At 73.3% G+C, this 16,050-nt stretch carries 16 protein-coding genes, 1 tRNA gene and 1 pseudogene; 9 read left to right on the top strand and 9 right to left on the bottom strand.

The features are described 5' to 3' along the window. Positions 1-194 precede the first annotated feature (194 nt). The 3 genes and pseudogenes from IG05_RS42390 to IG05_RS0119370 form a co-directional block, all read right to left on the bottom strand. A pseudogene (locus tag IG05_RS42390) lies at positions 195-482 on the bottom strand (SDR family NAD(P)-dependent oxidoreductase); the annotation flags it as partial. A gap of 10 nt (positions 483-492) precedes the next feature. Next, entirely contained in the window at positions 493-1,890 is a 1,398-nt protein-coding gene (locus IG05_RS0119375; protein WP_030344179.1) for a GntP family permease, read from the bottom strand. A 38-nt stretch (positions 1,891-1,928) separates the two neighbouring features. Continuing rightward, positions 1,929-2,447 carry a gluconokinase gene (locus IG05_RS0119370; RefSeq protein ID WP_030344177.1) on the bottom strand — a complete coding sequence of 173 codons (519 nt, stop codon included), beginning with the start codon at positions 2,445-2,447 and terminating at the stop codon, positions 1,929-1,931. Between the two features lie 140 nt (positions 2,448-2,587). Here IG05_RS0119370 and IG05_RS0119365 point away from each other — a divergent pair, with 140 nt between their 5' ends. Beyond that, positions 2,588-3,289, top strand: coding sequence for a FadR/GntR family transcriptional regulator (locus IG05_RS0119365; protein WP_030344175.1), 702 nt, complete (start codon positions 2,588-2,590; stop codon positions 3,287-3,289). A gap of 90 nt (positions 3,290-3,379) precedes the next feature. Here IG05_RS0119365 and IG05_RS0119360 read toward each other — a convergent pair whose 3' ends face one another. Further along, the gene (locus IG05_RS0119360) at positions 3,380-3,754 is read right to left on the bottom strand and encodes a YchJ family protein (protein WP_030344174.1); all 375 of its coding nucleotides are present in this window, start codon (positions 3,752-3,754) and stop codon (positions 3,380-3,382) included. Between the two features lie 172 nt (positions 3,755-3,926). On the opposite strand from IG05_RS0119360, the gene IG05_RS0119355 reads away from it, so the two are divergent. Next, positions 3,927-4,235 (top strand): dsRBD fold-containing protein, encoded by a 309-nt coding sequence (locus IG05_RS0119355; protein ID WP_030344172.1) that lies wholly within the window; start codon positions 3,927-3,929, stop codon positions 4,233-4,235. Positions 4,236-4,247: 12 nt separating this feature from the next. Then, positions 4,248-5,552, top strand: a complete 1,305-nt coding sequence (locus tag IG05_RS0119350) for a phosphoribosyltransferase family protein (protein WP_030344170.1) — start codon at positions 4,248-4,250, stop codon at positions 5,550-5,552. A 68-nt stretch (positions 5,553-5,620) separates the two neighbouring features. Here the strand turns inward: IG05_RS0119350 and IG05_RS0119345 are convergent. Then, positions 5,621-5,708, bottom strand: a tRNA-Leu gene (locus tag IG05_RS0119345). 212 nt (positions 5,709-5,920) lie between these two features. Between IG05_RS0119345 and IG05_RS0119340 the strand changes: the two genes are divergently transcribed. The 3 genes from IG05_RS0119340 (at position 5,921) to IG05_RS50290 (ending at position 8,573) form a co-directional block, all read left to right on the top strand. Continuing rightward, entirely contained in the window at positions 5,921-7,246 is a 1,326-nt protein-coding gene (locus tag IG05_RS0119340; RefSeq protein ID WP_030344168.1) for a M20/M25/M40 family metallo-hydrolase, read from the top strand. A 146-nt stretch (positions 7,247-7,392) separates the two neighbouring features. Continuing rightward, complete coding sequence (gene chpH / locus IG05_RS0119335) at positions 7,393-7,626, top strand: chaplin ChpH (RefSeq protein ID WP_030344166.1); 234 nt, start codon at positions 7,393-7,395, stop codon at positions 7,624-7,626. Positions 7,627-7,742: 116 nt separating this feature from the next. Beyond that, positions 7,743-8,573, top strand: coding sequence for a chaplin (locus IG05_RS50290; RefSeq protein ID WP_030344164.1), 831 nt, complete (start codon positions 7,743-7,745; stop codon positions 8,571-8,573). A gap of 69 nt (positions 8,574-8,642) precedes the next feature. Here the strand turns inward: IG05_RS50290 and IG05_RS0119325 are convergent, their stop codons facing one another. Continuing rightward, complete coding sequence (locus IG05_RS0119325) at positions 8,643-8,831, bottom strand: DUF5703 family protein (RefSeq protein ID WP_014671721.1); 189 nt, start codon at positions 8,829-8,831, stop codon at positions 8,643-8,645. A gap of 47 nt (positions 8,832-8,878) precedes the next feature. Here IG05_RS0119325 and IG05_RS0119320 point away from each other — a divergent pair, with 47 nt between their 5' ends. Beyond that, complete coding sequence (locus IG05_RS0119320; protein WP_030344161.1) at positions 8,879-9,589, top strand: hypothetical protein; 711 nt, start codon at positions 8,879-8,881, stop codon at positions 9,587-9,589. Between the two features lie 73 nt (positions 9,590-9,662). Here the strand turns inward: IG05_RS0119320 and IG05_RS0119310 are convergent, their stop codons facing one another. Continuing rightward, entirely contained in the window at positions 9,663-11,915 is a 2,253-nt protein-coding gene (locus tag IG05_RS0119310) for an ATP-dependent DNA helicase (RefSeq protein WP_030344159.1), read from the bottom strand. After that, a complete protein-coding gene (locus IG05_RS0119305) occupies positions 11,912-12,895 on the bottom strand; it encodes an aldo/keto reductase (protein WP_030344157.1) in 984 nt (327 codons plus the stop codon). The genes IG05_RS0119310 and IG05_RS0119305 overlap by 4 nt, the downstream gene beginning before the upstream one ends. A gap of 169 nt (positions 12,896-13,064) precedes the next feature. On the opposite strand from IG05_RS0119305, the gene IG05_RS0119300 reads away from it, so the two are divergent. Further along, positions 13,065-14,120 carry an LLM class F420-dependent oxidoreductase gene (locus tag IG05_RS0119300; RefSeq protein ID WP_030344155.1) on the top strand — a complete coding sequence of 352 codons (1,056 nt, stop codon included), beginning with the start codon at positions 13,065-13,067 and terminating at the stop codon, positions 14,118-14,120. Positions 14,121-14,224: 104 nt separating this feature from the next. Here the strand turns inward: IG05_RS0119300 and corA are convergent, their stop codons facing one another. Further along, positions 14,225-15,220, bottom strand: coding sequence for a magnesium/cobalt transporter CorA (corA, locus tag IG05_RS0119295; RefSeq protein WP_030344153.1), 996 nt, complete (start codon positions 15,218-15,220; stop codon positions 14,225-14,227). A gap of 62 nt (positions 15,221-15,282) precedes the next feature. On the opposite strand from corA, the gene IG05_RS0119290 reads away from it, so the two are divergent. Further along, positions 15,283-15,972 (top strand): histidine phosphatase family protein, encoded by a 690-nt coding sequence (locus IG05_RS0119290; protein WP_030344152.1) that lies wholly within the window; start codon positions 15,283-15,285, stop codon positions 15,970-15,972. Positions 15,973-16,050 lie beyond the last annotated feature (78 nt).

The following is a 16,050-nucleotide window of genomic DNA, read 5'->3' as shown; positions in this document are numbered from 1 at the left end:
AGCACAGCCCACTGCCCGTCAGAAAGATCCCCTCGCCCCACACCGCGATCATCGCGATGCCGGACGAGGAGCAGAACCGACTTTCAAAACGCGGCCTAGTCGAACTCGGCGCGAAGCGGAACGCGCCCCGCAGCTCGATCTCCCGGCTCACCACCAGGTTCCCGGCGAACGGCGTCCGCCCCGCCGGCAGCATCCCGCATGCCCGCGTTGTTCACCAGGATGTCGAGCGGGCCCACCCGCTCCTCGATGTCCGCGATCCCGGCGGCCACGGCCGGACCGTCGGTCACGTCGAACACCGCCGTACGCACCTCACCGGGGAGGTCCGCCGCCGCCTCGGCCAGCCGGCCGGTGTCGCGCCCGTTGAGGACCACCGTGCAGCCGGCCTCGGCCAGGCCCCGGGCCGGGGCGAGGCCGATGCCCCGGCTGGACCCGGTGACCAGGGCCGTACGGCCGCTGATGTCGAAGAGCGGGTGAGCCGTCATCGCCGTACCCCTAGATGACCAGGGAGAGGAGCAGCACCAGGCCGCCCGCGACCACCGAGATGATCGTCTCCATCACCGACCAGGTCTTCACGGTCTGCCCGACGCTCAGCCCGAAGTACTCCTTCACCAGCCAGAAACCGGCGTCGTTGACATGGCTGAAGAAGAGCGAGCCGGCGCCGACGGCCAAGACGAGCAGGGCCGCGTGCGTGGTCGACATGTCGGCCGCGAGCGGCGCGACCAGACCGGCCGCCGAGACCGTCGCCACCGTCGCCGAGCCGGTCGCCAGCCGGATCGCCACCGCGATCAGCCAGGCCAGCAGCAGCGCCGGGATCGACCAGTCCCTGGAGACGTCCAGGATCATCTGGCCCACGCCCGAGTCGATCAGCGTCTGCTTGAAGCCGCCGCCCGCGCCCACGATCAGCAGGATGCCGGCGATGGGCATCAGGCCCTTGTCGACCGTCTGCTGGAGCCGCTCCTTGGTGAACCCGGCGGCCCGGCCCAGCGTGAAGAATCCGACGATCACGGCGGCGAGCAGGGCGATCAGCGGGGAGCCGACGACGTCGAAGACCCGCTGGGTGGTGTGCGTGGCGTCGTCGACGACGATGTCCACCAGCGCCTTGGCCAGCATCAGTACCACGGGGAGCAGCACGGTGACGAGCGTCGCGCCGAAGCCCGGACGGCGCTGGGGCTCCTCCGAGGCGCGCTGCGGCAGCATCCGGTCGGGCGCCGGCACGTCGACCCAGCGGGCCGCGACCTTCGAGAAGAGCGGACCGGCGATGATCACCGTCGGTATGGCGACCAGGATGCCGAGCGCCAGGGTCACGCCCAGGTTGGCCTTGACCGCGTCGATCGCGACCAGCGGGCCGGGGTGCGGCGGGATCAGGCCGTGCATCACGGACAGACCGGCGAGGGCCGGGATGCCGATGCGCATCAGGGAGTAGTTGCCGCGCCTGGCGACCATCAGCACGACCGGGATCAGCAGCACGATGCCGACCTCGAAGAACAGCGGCAGGCCGATCACGGAGGCGATCAGCACCATCGCCCACGGCATCGCCCGCCCCCCGGCCTTGGCGAGGATCGTGTCGACGATCTGGTCGGCGCCGCCGGAGTCGGCGAGCAGCTTGCCCAGGATCGCCCCGAGCGCGATCAGGACGCCGACGCCGGCCACGGTGGAGCCGAGCCCGGTGGTGAAGCTGGTGATGGCCTTGTCGAGGGGGGCCCCGGCGACCGCCCCGAGCGCCAGCGACCCGATGGTCAGCGCCAGGAAGGCATGGAGCTTGAACTTGGTGATGAGCAGGACGATGACGGCGATGCCCACCAGGACGGCGATGCCCAGCTGGGCGTGCCCGGCGGAGGTGATCGGCGCAGGTGCGTCCGCTGCCAGCATCTCGACGCTGAGTCTGGTCACGGGTGTTCCCTTGGGTTACGGGGGACGGAGATGAGGTGTTACTCGGATGCGACGGGAAGCGCGTCCAGGGCCCGCACGGCTCGCTCGGTGATCTCCTGCGGGCCGCCGCTGACGTCCACGGCCACTCCGGCCTCGTCCGGCTGGAGCGGCTGGAGCGTGGCGAACTGCGAGTCCAGCAGCGCGGTCGGCATGAAGTGACCCTGCCGCTGGGACATCCGCTCCTCGATCAGCTGCCGGTCGCCCGTGAGGTGCAGGAACACGATGCCGGGCGCCACCGCCCGGAGCCGGTCGCGGTACGACCGCTTCAGCGCGGAGCTGCTGACCACCCCGCCCAGTCCGGCCCGGCCGTGCGCCCAGTGCCCGATGGCGTCGAGCCACGGCCACCGGTCGGCGTCGTCGAGCGGGATCCCGGCCGACATCTTGTCGATGTTGGCCTGCGGGTGGAAGTCGTCGCCCTCGGCGTACGGGACGCCCAGCCGCGCGGCGAGCAGGGGACCGATCGTGGTCTTGCCCGTCCCCGCGACGCCCATCACGACGACGACCTGGGGGGTTCGCATGACTGCCTCGCTGTCTTCCTCGACATCCGGCGCCACTTCGGCGTCGCCACACTGAAACCCATTAGGTACGACGAATTCAAGAGTGTGTGATGTATAAGTCTGACTTTTTGTCCCCGTGATCCACGCCGTACGCTGAGTGCATGACCACACCGGGCCGGGGGCTGCACGGCCGTGTACTGGACACCCTCGGCCCCGCGATCACCGCGGGCGAGTACCCGCCGGGCAGCGTTCTGCGCACCGACGAGCTGGCACAGCGCTTCGAGGTGTCGCGCTCGGTGATGCGCGAGGCGGTCCGCGTGCTGGAGTCCATGCACCTGGTCGAGTCCCGCCGCCGGGTCGGCGTCACGGTCCGCCCGAAAGCCGAGTGGAACGTCTACGACCCGCAGGTCATCCGCTGGCGCCTGGCCGGCGCCGACCGCCCGCACCAGCTGCGCTCGCTCACCGTGCTGCGCTCCGCGATCGAACCCGTCGCGGCCGGCCTCGCCGCCCAGCACGCCACGGCCGAGCAGTGCGCGGAACTCACCGAGTGCGCGCTCGGCATGGTGGCCAACTCACGCGGCCACAAGCTGGAGCAGTACCTGGTCCACGACATCGCCTTCCACCGGGTCGTCCTCACCGCCTCCGGCAACGAGATGTTCGCCCGGCTCGGCGACGTCGTCACGGAGGTGCTGGCCGGCCGCACCCATCACGAGGTCATGTTCGAGGACCCCGACCCGGCCGCCGTCACCCTGCACGTGCAGGTGGCCGAGGCGGTCCGCGAGGGCGACGCGGCCCGGGCCGAGGAACTGACCCGGCAGATCACCGTGGGCGCCCTCCAGGAACTGGAGATCCTCGCGCCCTAGCGTCGGCCCTCCCCGGCGCCCCGGCCGGCAGAGCACATCTCCGTCCGCTGGTCGAGCGTCCCCGTCCGCTGGTCGAGGAGTCCCCGTCCGCTAGTCGAGGAAGTCCCCGTCCACGTACACCCACGCCCCGTCCACCCGCTCGAACCGGCTCCGCTCGTGCAGCGAGCCGCCCCGGTAGGAGGCCCGGAAGGTCACCGTGCCGGTGGCGTGGAAGGCGGACCCGTCGGTGCTGTCCAGGATCTCCAGCCCCGTCCACCTCGTCCGCGGATCCAGGTCCAGCCGCTCCGGCCGGGTCCGCGGGTGCCAGGTGCGCAGCAGATACCCGGCGTCCCCCTGCACGAACGCGCAGTAGCGCGAGCGCATCAGCAGCTCGGCGGTCGGCGCGGCCGCCGCTCCCGCGTGGAAGCGGCCGCAGCAGTCGTCGTAGGACCGGGGGAGCCCGCAGGGGCAGGTGCGCGAGGTCATGGCCCACATTCTGCCCGCAGCAGGGGAGGCGTCCGCCGCGGGCCGGGTGCACAGTGGAAGTGCCGGACTGGAGCGCCCGCAGCGGCGCGGGGAACTGCGCGACCAGCCACGACGGACCGGCAGACGGCAGACGGCCCGTCGCGGCACGATCCGCGGAGCGAGGTGGCGGACGATGACCCGACCCGTCAGCAGCCGTCCCGCCGTCAAGGAGTGGCGGCTGAACGTCTACCTGTGCGAGCACGACCCGGACACCACGGCCCGGATCGTCCTGGACACCGGGGACAACGTCCTGGAGAGCCACGCCGAGGCCCGCCGCAACCCCTACGACCGGGCGATGCCGGACATCGGTGACGAACTCGCCGCCGGACGCGCGCTCATCGCCATGGGCCGCATGCTGCTGCGCGCCGCCGACGGCGACATGAAGGCGACCGGAGCCGCCGACCAGGACGCCCCGGTGCCGCTCTGGCTGCCCCGGGAGTGAAGGAGCGCCGCCGTGCACTTCAGGAACCGCCTCGAAGCGGGCCGACGGCTGGGCGAACGCCTGGAGTACCTCAGGGGCCAGGACGTGGTGGTGCTCGGGCTGCCCCGGGGAGGAGTGCCGGTCGCCGCCGAGGTCGCCGAGGCGCTCGGCGCGCCCCTGGACGTCTGCCTGGTGCGCAAGCTCGGCGTGCCGTACCAGCCCGAGCTGGGCATGGGCGCGATCGGCGAGGACGGCGTCCGCGTGATCAACCAGGAGGTGCTGCGCGGCACCGGCGTCTCCGACGCGGACCTCGCCGGCGTCGAGGAACGCGAACTGCGGGTGTTGCACGACCGGGCCGCCCGCTACCGGGGCGCCGCCCCCGCCGTGTCCGTCGCCGGACGGACCGCCGTCGTGGTGGACGACGGCGTGGCCACCGGCTCCACCGCGCGGGCCGCCTGCCGGATCGCCCGCGCCCGGGGCGCGGCCCGCATCGTGCTGGCCGTCCCCGTGGCCCCCCGCGACTTCACCCGGCGGCTCGGCGACGACGCCGACGAACTGGTCAGCCTGCACACCCCCTGGGACTTCGCCGCGGTCGGCCAGTTCTACGCCGACTTCGCCCAGGTCGACGACGACGAGGTCACCGCCTGCCTGCGCCGGGCCGCGAGCCGGCACCGGCACACCGCGGGCGCCGGCTCCACCGACCGCGAGGTGACCGTGACGGCCGGAGCCGTACGGCTCGGCGGACGGCTCACCGTGCCCGAGGGCGCCACCGGCGTGGTGGTCTTCGCCCACGGCAGCGGCAGCAGCCGGCACAGCCCGCGCAACCGGTTCGTGGCCGAAGGACTGCACCGGGCCGGGCTCGGCACCCTGCTGTTCGACCTGCTCACCGACGCCGAGGAGGCCGACCGGGGCAACGTGTTCGACATCGCGCTGCTGGCCGGCCGGCTGCTCGACGCCACCCGCTGGCTGCGTGAGGAACCCGATGTCGAAGGGCTCGCCGTCGGCTGGTTCGGCGCCAGCACCGGTGCCGCCGCCGCGCTGTGGGCCGCCGCCGACCCCGGCGCACGGCCCGCAGCGGTCGTCTCCCGCGGCGGCCGGCCCGACCTCGCCGGACCCCGGCTGGCCGCGGTGACCGCGCCCACCCTGCTCGTCGTCGGCGGCGCCGACCCGCTGGTCCTCGACCTCAACCGGGAGGCACAGGCACACCTGCGCTGCGAGAACCGGCTGGCGGTGGTCCCCGGCGCCACCCACCTCTTCGAGGAGCACGGCACGCTGGAACAGGTGACGGAGCTGGCCCGTGACTGGTTCACCGACCACATGGCGCCCGCACACGTCTAGCCCGCCGGCCGGTCCGGCCGAAGTCGCACCCGGGAACGAAGAAGGCCCCTGCGATGCAGGGGCCTCACTGGTGTCCGAGGGGGGACTTGAACCCCCACGCCCGATAAAGGGCACTAGCACCTCAAGCTAGCGCGTCTGCCATTCCGCCACCCGGACAAGGTGTCTGTCGTGCGGGGTTTCCCTTTGGCGGGGCTTCCCTCGCGGCGACGAAGGAAACATTACCAGGCTTTCGGGGGTGGCCGATCACCCCCGGTGCCGGGCCGGCCGCCCGTGAACGGCGTGTGTCGGGCCGGGTCCGCTCTTGGGCCCGGAGCGCGGCCGGAGAGAGGATGAGGGGGACCACCAGCAGTGACAGTGGGAGGAAGCACGTGAGCGAGACGGACACGGCCAGGAGCGTCACCGGCGAGGACGAGGTCGTGGACCTCTGCCGCGAGCTGATCCGGTTCGACACCAGCAACTACGGCGACCACTCCGGCCCGGGCGAGCGCAAGGCCGCCGAGTGGGTCGCCGAGAAGCTCGCCGAGGTCGGGCTGGAGCCGAAGATCTACGAGTCCCACCCCGGCCGCGCCTCCACGGTGGCCCGCATCGAGGGCGAGGACCCGTCCCGGCCCGCGCTGCTCATCCACGGCCACCTGGACGTCGTACCGGCCAACGCCGTCGACTGGACCCACGACCCCTTCTCCGGCGAGATCGCCGACGGGTGCGTGTGGGGGCGCGGGGCCGTCGACATGAAGGACATGGACGCCATGACGCTGGCGGTCGTCCGCGACCGGCTGCGCAGCGGGCGCCGGCCCCCGCGGGACATCGTGGTGGCCTTCCTCGCCGACGAGGAGGCGGGCGGCACGTACGGCGCCCGCTACCTGGTCGACCACCACCCCGAGCTGTTCGAGGGCGTCACCGAGGCGATCAGCGAGGTCGGCGGCTTCTCCTTCACCGTCGACGACCAGCGGCGGCTGTACCTGATCCAGACGGCCGAGAAGGGCATGCACTGGATGAAGCTGACCGTGGCCGGGACCGCCGGGCACGGGTCGATGATCCACCGCGACAACGCCATCACCGAGCTGTCGGAGGCGGTCGCCCGGGTCGGCCGGCACAGGTTCCCGGTCCGGGTCACCAAGACCACCCGGGCCTTCCTCGACGAACTCGGCGACGCGCTGGGCACCGAGCTGGACCCGGAGGACATGGAGTCCACCCTCGCCAAGCTCGGCGGCATCGCCAAGCTGATCGGCGCCACCCTGAGCAACACCGCCAACCCCACCCAGCTGGGCGCCGGCTACAAGGTCAACGTCATCCCCGGCGAGGCCACCGCCCACATCGACGGCCGCTTCCTGCCCGGCCACGAGGAGGAGTTCCTCGCCGACCTCGACCGGCTGCTCGGTCCGAAGGTGCGCCGCGAGGACGTGCACGCCGACAAGGCCGTCGAGACCTCCTTCGACGGCGCGCTGGTGGAGGCCATGCAGGCCGCGCTGCTCGCCGAGGACCCCACCGCCAAGGCGATCCCCTACATGCTCTCCGGCGGTACGGACGCCAAGTCCTTCGACGACCTCGGCATCCGCGGCTTCGGCTTCGCCCCGCTCAAGCTGCCGCCGGAGCTGGACTTCGCCGGCATGTTCCACGGTGTGGACGAGCGGGTGCCGGTGGACGGGCTGCAGTTCGGCGTGCGGGTGCTCGACCGGTTCATCGACGCGTCGTGACGCTCCGCCCCCAGTCAATCGGGCAGCCGTGCGAGAGCGACTGAGAAGGGTGAATGCGACGATCGGTTCGTAGCTTCATCAGTCCCTCCTCGTTACAGCTGATGTGATCCCGAACCTTGGGGTCGCATTGCCAATGAGGAGGAACAATGATCAAGAAGGTCGTCGCTGCTGCGGCCGCCACCGGCGGACTGGTTCTCGCGGGTGCGGGCCTCGCCGTCGCCGACTCCGGTGCCCAGGGTGCCGCCGTGCACTCCCCGGGCGTGGCGTCCGGCAACGTCATCCAGGTGCCCGTCCACGTCCCGGTGAACGTGTGCGGCAACACGATCAACGTGATCGGGCTCCTGAACCCCGCCTTCGGCAACGCCTGCGTCAACAGCTGACGCCGGCTCCCTGAGGGGCGTCCTTCAACGAGCCGTCGGCCTCGGAGCGCGCGCCATGCGCTCCGAGGCCGACCGGTCTCTCGCACCAAGATCTGGAAGGCAGGGGGGAATTCAGCATGCGACAGGGCACGCGCATGGGCCTGATGACCATGGCGGCCGCGACCGGCGTGATCGCCGCCGCGGGCGGCTACGCACACGCCGACGCGGGCGCGGCGGGCAGCGCCGGCGGTTCACCGGGCGTACTGTCCGGCAACACCGTGCAGGCGCCGGTGCACGCACCGGTGAACATCTGCGGCAACACCGTGAACGTCGTCGGGCTGCTCAACCCGGCGGTGGGCAACAAGTGTGCGGATCACGGCGGCACTTCGGGGGGCCGACACGCCGGCTCCGACGGCTCCCACGCGGACGGCCGCACCGGCGGCTCGCCGGGCGTCGGCTCCGGCAACACCGTGCAGGTACCGGTCGACATCCCGGTGAACGTGTGCGGCAACAGCGTCGACGTCGTCGGCGCCGGCAACGCCACGGCGGGCAACGACTGCGGCGACGGCGGCGGCCACGGGCACGGCACCCCGCCCGGTCACCCGGGACACCCCGGTCAGCCGGGCCGGCCTGGGCACCCCGGGCACCCGGGCCATCCGGGGCACCCCGGCACCCCTGGTCACCCCGGACAGCCGGGTGAGCCCGGCCACCCCGGTACCCCGGGCGGCTCCGGCAAGCCCGGCCACCCCGGTACGGGACCCCAGGGCGGCACCGGTGGCACCGGCGGCTCCACGGCCCACGGCACGTCCCAGGTCACGGCGCACGCGGGCCGCTCGGCCCAGCCGCTGGGCACCGCCCAGCTCGCGCACACGGGCAGCCAGGTGCCGCTCGGCATCGCGCTGCCGGCCGGTGCGGGCGCGCTGCTCGCGGGTGCGGTGCTCTACCGCAAGGCACGGGCCGCGGCGTGACCGAAAGCGGAGCGGGCCCTGCCATGCCGGCGGGGCCCGCTTCCGTCTCGTCCGGTCACCTGTCCTGGATCACCACGTGGCACGCACCTGGCGGATGATCCGCCGGCGCAGCCGCACCCTGCGGCTCCCGTCGCGCAACAGGCTCAGTCGGTCCAACTCCCAGTGTCCGTACTCGGCATGGTCCGTCAGCAGACGTGTCGCCTCCTTGCGGGAGACCCCGCGAGGTACGTACACGTCGACAAATTCGTATTCCGGCATCGCATCTATTGTGCGGGCTGGTGCCCGGTACGGATAGCGTCTGCACTATGTCTGATGCTGCGCAGCCCACCGCTGCCGAGGTACGCGCCGCCGCCGAGGCGGTCAAGACCGCGCTCGACCGTCATCTGGCCGCGGTCGAACGCAGGTCGGGGGAGGACGACCCGGCCGTCTCCGAGGCGTTCAACCAGCTGGCCGCTGCCGCCGAGGCGTACGACGAGCTGCTCTACGACCGTTACGACGAGGTCACCCCCTTCGAGATCCCCGGTGCGGAGGACACCCTGCCGCCGTACGCGGGCCCGGACGAACCGAACGCGATCAGCGTGCTGATCCGCCGCGACTACACCGTGGCCGAACCCCAGCGGCTGCTGGCCCAGGCCCACCGGGTGCAGGCGGCGGAGTTCGACGACGCCGGGGACGACGACCGGACCCCCGGGAGCCTCCCCGGGGCGCTGGGCGTCCTCTTCGGCGAGTTCGAACCGGACGAGATCGCGTCCCGGCACAAGGAGTTCGGCCTGGAGGAGGGCGACTCCACGCTCTGGGTCACCGCCTCCGAGGAGCCGCCCGAGGCCGGGGAGTGGCTGGAGTCGCCGTTCGAGCACATCGACGCGCAGCACGTGGTGTGCCGGTTCGATGTGAGCGCGGTGTTCGACGACGACGAGGTCGGCGGGGACGACGACATCGACTTCGTCGACGAGGACGACCAGGACGACGAGGACACCGACGACGAGGAGCTGGAGCCGCTCGACGCCGAGAAGTGAGCGGTACCGGCGGTGCCGCGGGCCCTGAGGCCGGTACGGCACCGCCGGAGTCCGCCGCCGTGACGGACCGGCGTCACCCCTCCTGCGGGCGCAGCAGGGTCTGCAGGCGGGTCGTACGGGGCTTCGGCGGGATCTCGGCGACCGCCTTCGGCAGGGCCTGCTCCACGCCGTGCACCACGGACAGGTGCCGTTCCGCCCGGCCGAACGCCGTGTACACCCAGGGGCGGCTGAGGGCCTGCACGGCATCGCCGGGCAGCACCACGACCGCCGCCGGCCAGCGGGTGCCCACCGCCTGGTGCGCGGTCAGCGCCCAGCCGTGCCGGACCCCGCCCTCCACCCGCTCCCGCGGTACGACGACGGGACCGCCGGCGCACGACAGGTGCAGCCCCTCCGCGTCGGCCTGCACCACCACGCCCGGCACCGTGCGCCCCGGCGTGGGGGAGTAGACGATCCGGTCACCGGGGTCGAAGCCGCCGAACCGGCCGGGGCCGGGGTTGAGGCGTTCCTTCAGGGCGGTGTTGAGCGCGCGGGTGCCCGCGGCGCCACCGTGACCCGGGGTGATCACCACCGTCTGGTCGGCCGGGACACCGATCGCCCGCGGCACCGAGTCGGCGACCAGCTGCACCGTCCGGTGCACGGCCTCGCCCGCGTCCCGCACCGGCACGATGACGATCTCCTTGCCCGGGGCGGCGACCTGGTTCAGCTCGCCGATGCCGATGCCGGAGACCAGCTCGCCGAGCGGGCCGGGGTCGGGGACGCGGGAGGCGGTCTGCGGGCAGCCGCGGGCCGCGAGCAGGTCGGCGAAGACCCGGCCCGGACCGGCCGACCACAGCACCCCGGGGTCGCCGCTCAGCACCAGCCGGGCCCCGTCGGGCAGCGACTCCACCAGCATCGCCGCGCCCTCCACGTCCAGCTGGGGCGCGTCCAGCACGATCAGCAGGTCGAGCTCCAGGGCGCCGTCCGTGTCCCTGCCGGGGCCCTCGGCACCGGACAGCAGCCCGGCGACCGTGCCCACGCCCTGCTCCGCCGGCTCCCCGCCCAGTTGCGCGGCCAGCCGCCCGCGCCCGTCCGGGGTGTGGCAGACGGCGAAGGCGCGCAGCCCCGCGGCGCGGGCCGCACCGAGCAGCGCGGCCGGTTCGGCGCGGGCCGCCTCCCCGCCGGTGTGCAGCACCAGGCCGTGCCCGGCGACCGCGCGGGCCAGCTCGGCCGCACCGCCGGACAGCCCGGCGGCGACCGCCTCCCAGTCCTGCCCGGCCTCCCGGGGCGGCGAGTTGACCAGCCGGGCCAGGCCGTCGGCGAGGCTCTCCTCGGCCAGCGCGTACCGCTCCAGACCGACCAGGACCCGGACCGGCCGCTCCTGCTCCTCGTCGGTCTCCTCGTCGGTCTCCGCACCGCGGCCGGCGTCCTGGGCCGCGGGCGCGCCGGGCTGCTCCTCCAGGGCGTCCTGGAACGCCAGCGCCTCGCCCTCGGCGAGGGTGGCCTGCACCGCCGCGTCCGGGTCCGGCACGCCCTGCCGGCCCAGCGCCGCGGTGAGCGCGGGCAGGTCCAGGGCGGTGTGCCCGGCCACGGCCGCCTGCTCCAGCAGCCAGACGGTCACCGCGCGGCCCCGCCGCTCGTCGTCTGGGGCGCAGCCGGCGCCGAGCAGCGCCCGCGCGAAACCGTCGGCCTGCTCGGGCCGCACCCCGGCGACCCGCAGCAGCTGCCAGGGGTCCTCCCGCAGCGCGGCGGCGGCGTCCTCGCCGAGGACCGCGGCGGCCTGGACGGCCAGGGTGTCAGGGGCCCCGCCCTCGGTCAGTACCCGGCGCACGGCGTCGACGGTCTGTGGGGCGGGACCGCTCGGCGCGACCGGCGCGGGAACGGGCTCGGGCCTGCGCACCGGTTCCGGTGCGGGGCGGCGCGGCGCCGGGGCGGGCTCCGCGAACACCGTGGCCGTCGGCTTCTCGCCGCTCTCCACGGCCCGGACCGCCGCGAGCAGGTCGGCCGCCGTGCCGCTGAGCTTGCCGCCGCTGGCGATCGGGCTGCCCTTCTCGGCCTTGCGCCGCTCGATCCGCTCCCGCTCGATCCGCTGGGCGGCCAGCTCGGCCTCGGCCTCGGACAGCTCGGCGGCGGCACCGTCCTCCACCGCGGCACCCTCCTCGGCGGCAGCGCTCCCCTCCGGGGCGGCAGCCTGCCCGGCGGCGGTCTCCGTGCCGTCGGCGGACTCCGTGCCGTCGGTGGTCTCCGTGCCCTCGGCCGTGGCCTCCCCGGCGGTGCCCTGGTCCGGGGTCTCACGGGTGTCCGGTGTCCCCGGCCCGGCGTCCTCCGTGGTCTCCGGCTCCGTGCTCACAGCGTGCTCCAGTCGTGATCGGGGTAGCGGTGCACGGGCGCCGACACATCGTCCAGCGCCCGGCAGATCTCGTCAGGAAGACTAAGGGCCTCCACTGACAACGCCGCCGTGAGCTGCTGCGCGTTGCGCGCGCCGACGATCGGCGCGGCCACCCCGGGCCGGTCCCGCACCCAGGCGAGGGCCACCTGGAGCGGGGTGACCGCGAGCCCGTCGGCGGCCGTCGTCACCGCGTCCACGATCCGGGTCGCCGTGTCGTCCAGGTACGGCTCGACGAACGGCGCCAGGTGCTCCGAGGCGCCGCGCGAGTCCGGGGGAACGGTGTGCCGGTACTTGCCGGTGAGCACACCGCGGCCCAGCGGGGAGGAGGGCAGCAGACCCACGCCGAGGTCGAGCGCGGCCGGCAGCACCTCCCGCTCCACGCCCCGCTGCAGCAGCGAGTACTCCATCTGGGTGCTGGCCAGCCGGGAGCGGCTGCCCGGCGCGGCGAGCTGCCAGGTGGCCGCCTTGGCCAGCTGCCAGCCGCAGAAGTTGGAGACGCCCGCGTACCGCGCCCGGCCGCTGCTCACCGCGAGGTCGAGGGCGTGGAGGGTCTCCTCCAGCGGCGTGTCGGGGTCGTAGGCGTGGATGTGCCACAGGTCGACGTGGTCCGTGCCCAGCCTGGACAGGGAGGCGTCGAGCGCGGCGAGCAGGTGGCCGCGGGAGCCGTCGAAGCGGCGGTCGGGGTCGGGGACGCTGCCCGCCTTGGTGGAGACGACCAGGTCACGGCGCGGCACCAGGCCGTCCATGAGCTGTCCCAGCAGATACTCCGCCTCCCCGTCGCCGTACACGTCCGCGGTGTCGACGAGGGTGCCGCCGGCCTCCCAGAACGCCTTCAGCATGTCCGCGGCGTCGTGCTCGTCGGTGTCCCGGCCCCAGGTGAGGGTGCCGAGCCCGATCCGGGACACGCGCAGGCCGGTGCGGCCGAGATGCCTCTGCTCCATGCGGGCGAGATTACTGGCCAGAACCGGTGCGGTGGGTTGCCTGTGGACAACCGGACCGGATGCGTGAACGCGCCGGTGAGGCGTGCCCCCCACACCCTGCCCCCGGCGCCCGCCGCCGCGCTAAGGTCACCCCGACAGGCACGTTACTCATGGGTAAGGGGAATCGGCCATGCAGCTCGGGATCAACCTCGGCTACTGGGGTGCCGGAATGGACGGCGACAACCTGGCCGTGGCGCAGGAGGCCGACCGGCTGGGCTACGCGGTGTGCTGGGCCGCCGAGGCCTACGGCTCCGACGCGGCCACCGTGCTCAGCTGGGTCGCCGCGCAGACCGAGCGCATCGACGTCGGCTCGGCGATCTTCCAGATTCCGGCCCGGCAGCCCGCGATGACCGCGATGACCGCGGCCACGCTCGACTCGCTCTCCGGCGGCCGCTTCCGGCTCGGCCTCGGCGTCTCGGGCCCGCAGGTCTCCGAGGGCTGGTACGGCGTCAAGTTCGACAAGCCGCTGTCCCGCACCCGCGAGTACGTGGAGATCGTCCGCCGGGCGATGACCAGGGAGCGGCTGTCGTACGAGGGCGAGCACTGGACGCTGCCGTTGCCCGGCGGCCCGGGCAAGCCGATCAAGCTGACCGTGCACCCGCAGCGCGAGCACATCCCGCTGTACATCGCCGCGATCGGCCCGAAGAACCTGGAGCAGACCGGCGAGATCGCCGACGGCGCGCTGCTCATCTTCCCCTCCGCCGAGCACCTGGAGGAGACCACCATGAAGTACCTGCGCGCGGGCCGGGAGAAGGCGGGCCTGACGCTCGACGGCTTCGACGTGTGCCCGACGCTGCCGATCGCCCTCGGCGACGACAAGGACGTGGCCCGGCTCGCCGACACCTTCCGCCCGTACACCGCGCTGTACGTCGGCGGCATGGGCAGCGCCAAGCAGAATTTCTACAACCAGCTCGCCCAGCGCATGGGATACGAGGAGGAGGCCGCCGACATCCAGCGGAAGTACCTCTCCGGGGACAAGCAGGGCGCCGCCGCCGCGGTCCCGCAGGACCTCATCGACCAAACCACCCTGCTGGGCTCCGTCGACCGGATCGCCGACCGGATGAAGGCCTACGCCGCCGCCGGGGTCACCACCCTCAGCCTGGCCCCGGCCGGCTTCACGCTGGAGGAGCGGCTCGCGTCCCTGCGGGCCGGCAGCGAGGCGCTGGAGCGCGCCGGCCTGGCGTAAGGGAGTTCAGCGGCCGTGGTGGGGGCTCGGGGGTCTTCCCCGCCACGGCCGTCACCGGGAACAACGCGCCCGGCCCCGCACGGTTACGGGTCCCGTGGGACGCCTCACAGCCAGCCGCGCCGCTTGAACAGCCGGTACAGCAGCACCTCCAGCACGGCCATCAGCGCGATCACCGCCGGGTACGACCACACCCAGTGCAGCTCGGGCATGTGGTCGAAGTTCATGCCGTAGATGCCCGCGATCATCGTGGGGACCGCGGCCATCGCCGCCCACGCGGAGATCTTCCGCATGTCGTCGTTCTGCCGCACGCTCATCTGCGCCAGGTGGGCCGACAGGATGTCCGACACCAGCCGGTCCAAGGCCTCCACGGAATCGTTCACGCGCGTGAGGTGATCGCCCACGTCCCGGAAGAAGGGCCGTGCCTTGTCGTGCACGTACGGCACCGCCGCGCCGAGCGGCCCGTTGCCGGCCAGCCGGGCCAGCGGCAGCGCCAGCGGCCCGGTGGCCCGGCGGAACTCCAGCACCTGCCGCTTGAAGGTGTAGATCCGGGACGCGGTGTTGCGGGAACTGCCGGTCTCCGGCTGGAACACCTGCGCCTCCAGCTCGTCCAGGTCGGTCTGCAGCTCCGTCGCCACCTCCAGGTAGTGGTCCACGGTCGCGTCGGCGATCGCGTACAGCACCGCGGTGGGCCCCTTGTCGAGCATCTCCGGCTCCTCCTCCAGCCGGTGCCGCACCGCCGCCAGCGGCGCGCCCTCGCCGTGCCGGACGGTCACCACGAAACAGTCGCCCACGAAGATCATCACCTCGCCGGCCGACACGGCGTCGCTGTCGGGCTCGTACACGACCGGCTTGATCACCATGAACAGCGAGTCGTCGTACACCTCCAGCTTGGGCCGCTGATGGGCCTTGAGGGCGTCCTCGACCGCCAGCGGATGCAGCCCGAACTCGTCGGTGACGAGGTCGAACTCCCGCTCCGACGGCTCGTACAGCCCGATCCACACGAATCCGCCCGCGGCCCGCGCCTCGGCGAGCGCGTCGGAGAGGTCCTCCGGGCCCTCGGTGCGATGTCCGTGCCGGTAGATGGCGCAGTCCACGATCACGGTGCGCATTCTCCCTTCGCCCGCCCGCCGGCGCACCGGGTGATGCGCCTACCCTGGTCCGCATGCCCACGCTGATCCTCGTAAGGCACGGACGCTCCACCGCCAACACCTCGGGCGTGCTCGCCGGCCGGACCCCCGGTGTCGCCCTGGACGAGCGCGGTGCCGCGCAGGCCGCCGCGCTGCCCGCACGGCTCGCCGGCCTGCCGATCGCCGAGGTCGTCACCAGCCCGCTCCAGCGCTGCCAGGAGACCGTACGGCCGCTGCTGGAGGCCCGCCCCGGCCTGCGCTGCCACACCGAGGAGCGGATCGGGGAGTGCGACTACGGCGACTGGTCCGGCCGCAAGCTCGCCGAGCTGAAGGACGAGCCGCTGATGGAGGTCGTCCAGGCCCACCCGTCCGCCGCCGCCTTCCCCGGCGGGGAGTCCATGCGCGCCATGCAGACCCGCGCCGCCGAGGCCGTACGCGAGTGGAACGCGCGCGTGGAGGGCGAGCACGGCGCCGACGCCGTCTACCTCATGTGCTCCCACGGTGACATCATCAAGTCGCTGGTCGCCGATGCCCTCGGCCTCCACCTCGACCTCTTCCAGCGGATCTCCGTGGAGCCCTGCTCCGTCACCGCCATCCGCTACACCCGCCTGCGGCCGTTCCTGGTCCGGCTCGGCGACACCGGCGACTTCGCCTCGCTCGCCCCGCGCGAGGAGCCCGGTGACGGCGGCGACGCAGCTGTCGGGGGTGGTGCGGGCGCACCGTGATCGTCCGCCGCAGTAGGGTGAAGCGACCCACCGCGTCGCGTATCCGCACGGCACGCACCGCTGAACCGCTCGAAACCA

Source organism: Streptomyces sp. NRRL S-1022 (assembly GCF_000720135.1).
In the GTDB taxonomy this organism is placed as follows: domain Bacteria; phylum Actinomycetota; class Actinomycetes; order Streptomycetales; family Streptomycetaceae; genus Streptomyces.
Note: the sequence above shows the minus strand (reverse complement) of the source record. Positions and strands in the feature narration are given on the sequence as shown.

Bases quoted from the DNA above. Each gene is read 5' to 3' on its own strand.
- IG05_RS50290 (WP_030344164.1), top strand. From the start codon at position 7,743: ATGCGACAGGGCACGCGCATGGGCCTGATGACCATGGCGGCCGCGACC.
- IG05_RS0119370 (WP_030344177.1), bottom strand. From the start codon at position 2,447: ATGCGAACCCCCCAGGTCGTCGTCGTGATGGGCGTCGCGGGGACGGGC.
- IG05_RS0119300 (WP_030344155.1), top strand. From the start codon at position 13,065: ATGCAGCTCGGGATCAACCTCGGCTACTGGGGTGCCGGAATGGACGGC.
- chpH (WP_030344166.1), top strand. From the start codon at position 7,393: ATGATCAAGAAGGTCGTCGCTGCTGCGGCCGCCACCGGCGGACTGGTT.
- IG05_RS0119290 (WP_030344152.1), top strand. From the start codon at position 15,283: ATGCCCACGCTGATCCTCGTAAGGCACGGACGCTCCACCGCCAACACC.
- IG05_RS0119320 (WP_030344161.1), top strand. From the start codon at position 8,879: ATGTCTGATGCTGCGCAGCCCACCGCTGCCGAGGTACGCGCCGCCGCC.
- IG05_RS0119355 (WP_030344172.1), top strand. From the start codon at position 3,927: ATGACCCGACCCGTCAGCAGCCGTCCCGCCGTCAAGGAGTGGCGGCTG.
- IG05_RS0119325 (WP_014671721.1), bottom strand. From the start codon at position 8,831: ATGCCGGAATACGAATTTGTCGACGTGTACGTACCTCGCGGGGTCTCC.
- IG05_RS0119360 (WP_030344174.1), bottom strand. From the start codon at position 3,754: ATGACCTCGCGCACCTGCCCCTGCGGGCTCCCCCGGTCCTACGACGAC.
- IG05_RS0119365 (WP_030344175.1), top strand. From the start codon at position 2,588: ATGACCACACCGGGCCGGGGGCTGCACGGCCGTGTACTGGACACCCTC.
- IG05_RS0119305 (WP_030344157.1), bottom strand. From the start codon at position 12,895: ATGGAGCAGAGGCATCTCGGCCGCACCGGCCTGCGCGTGTCCCGGATC.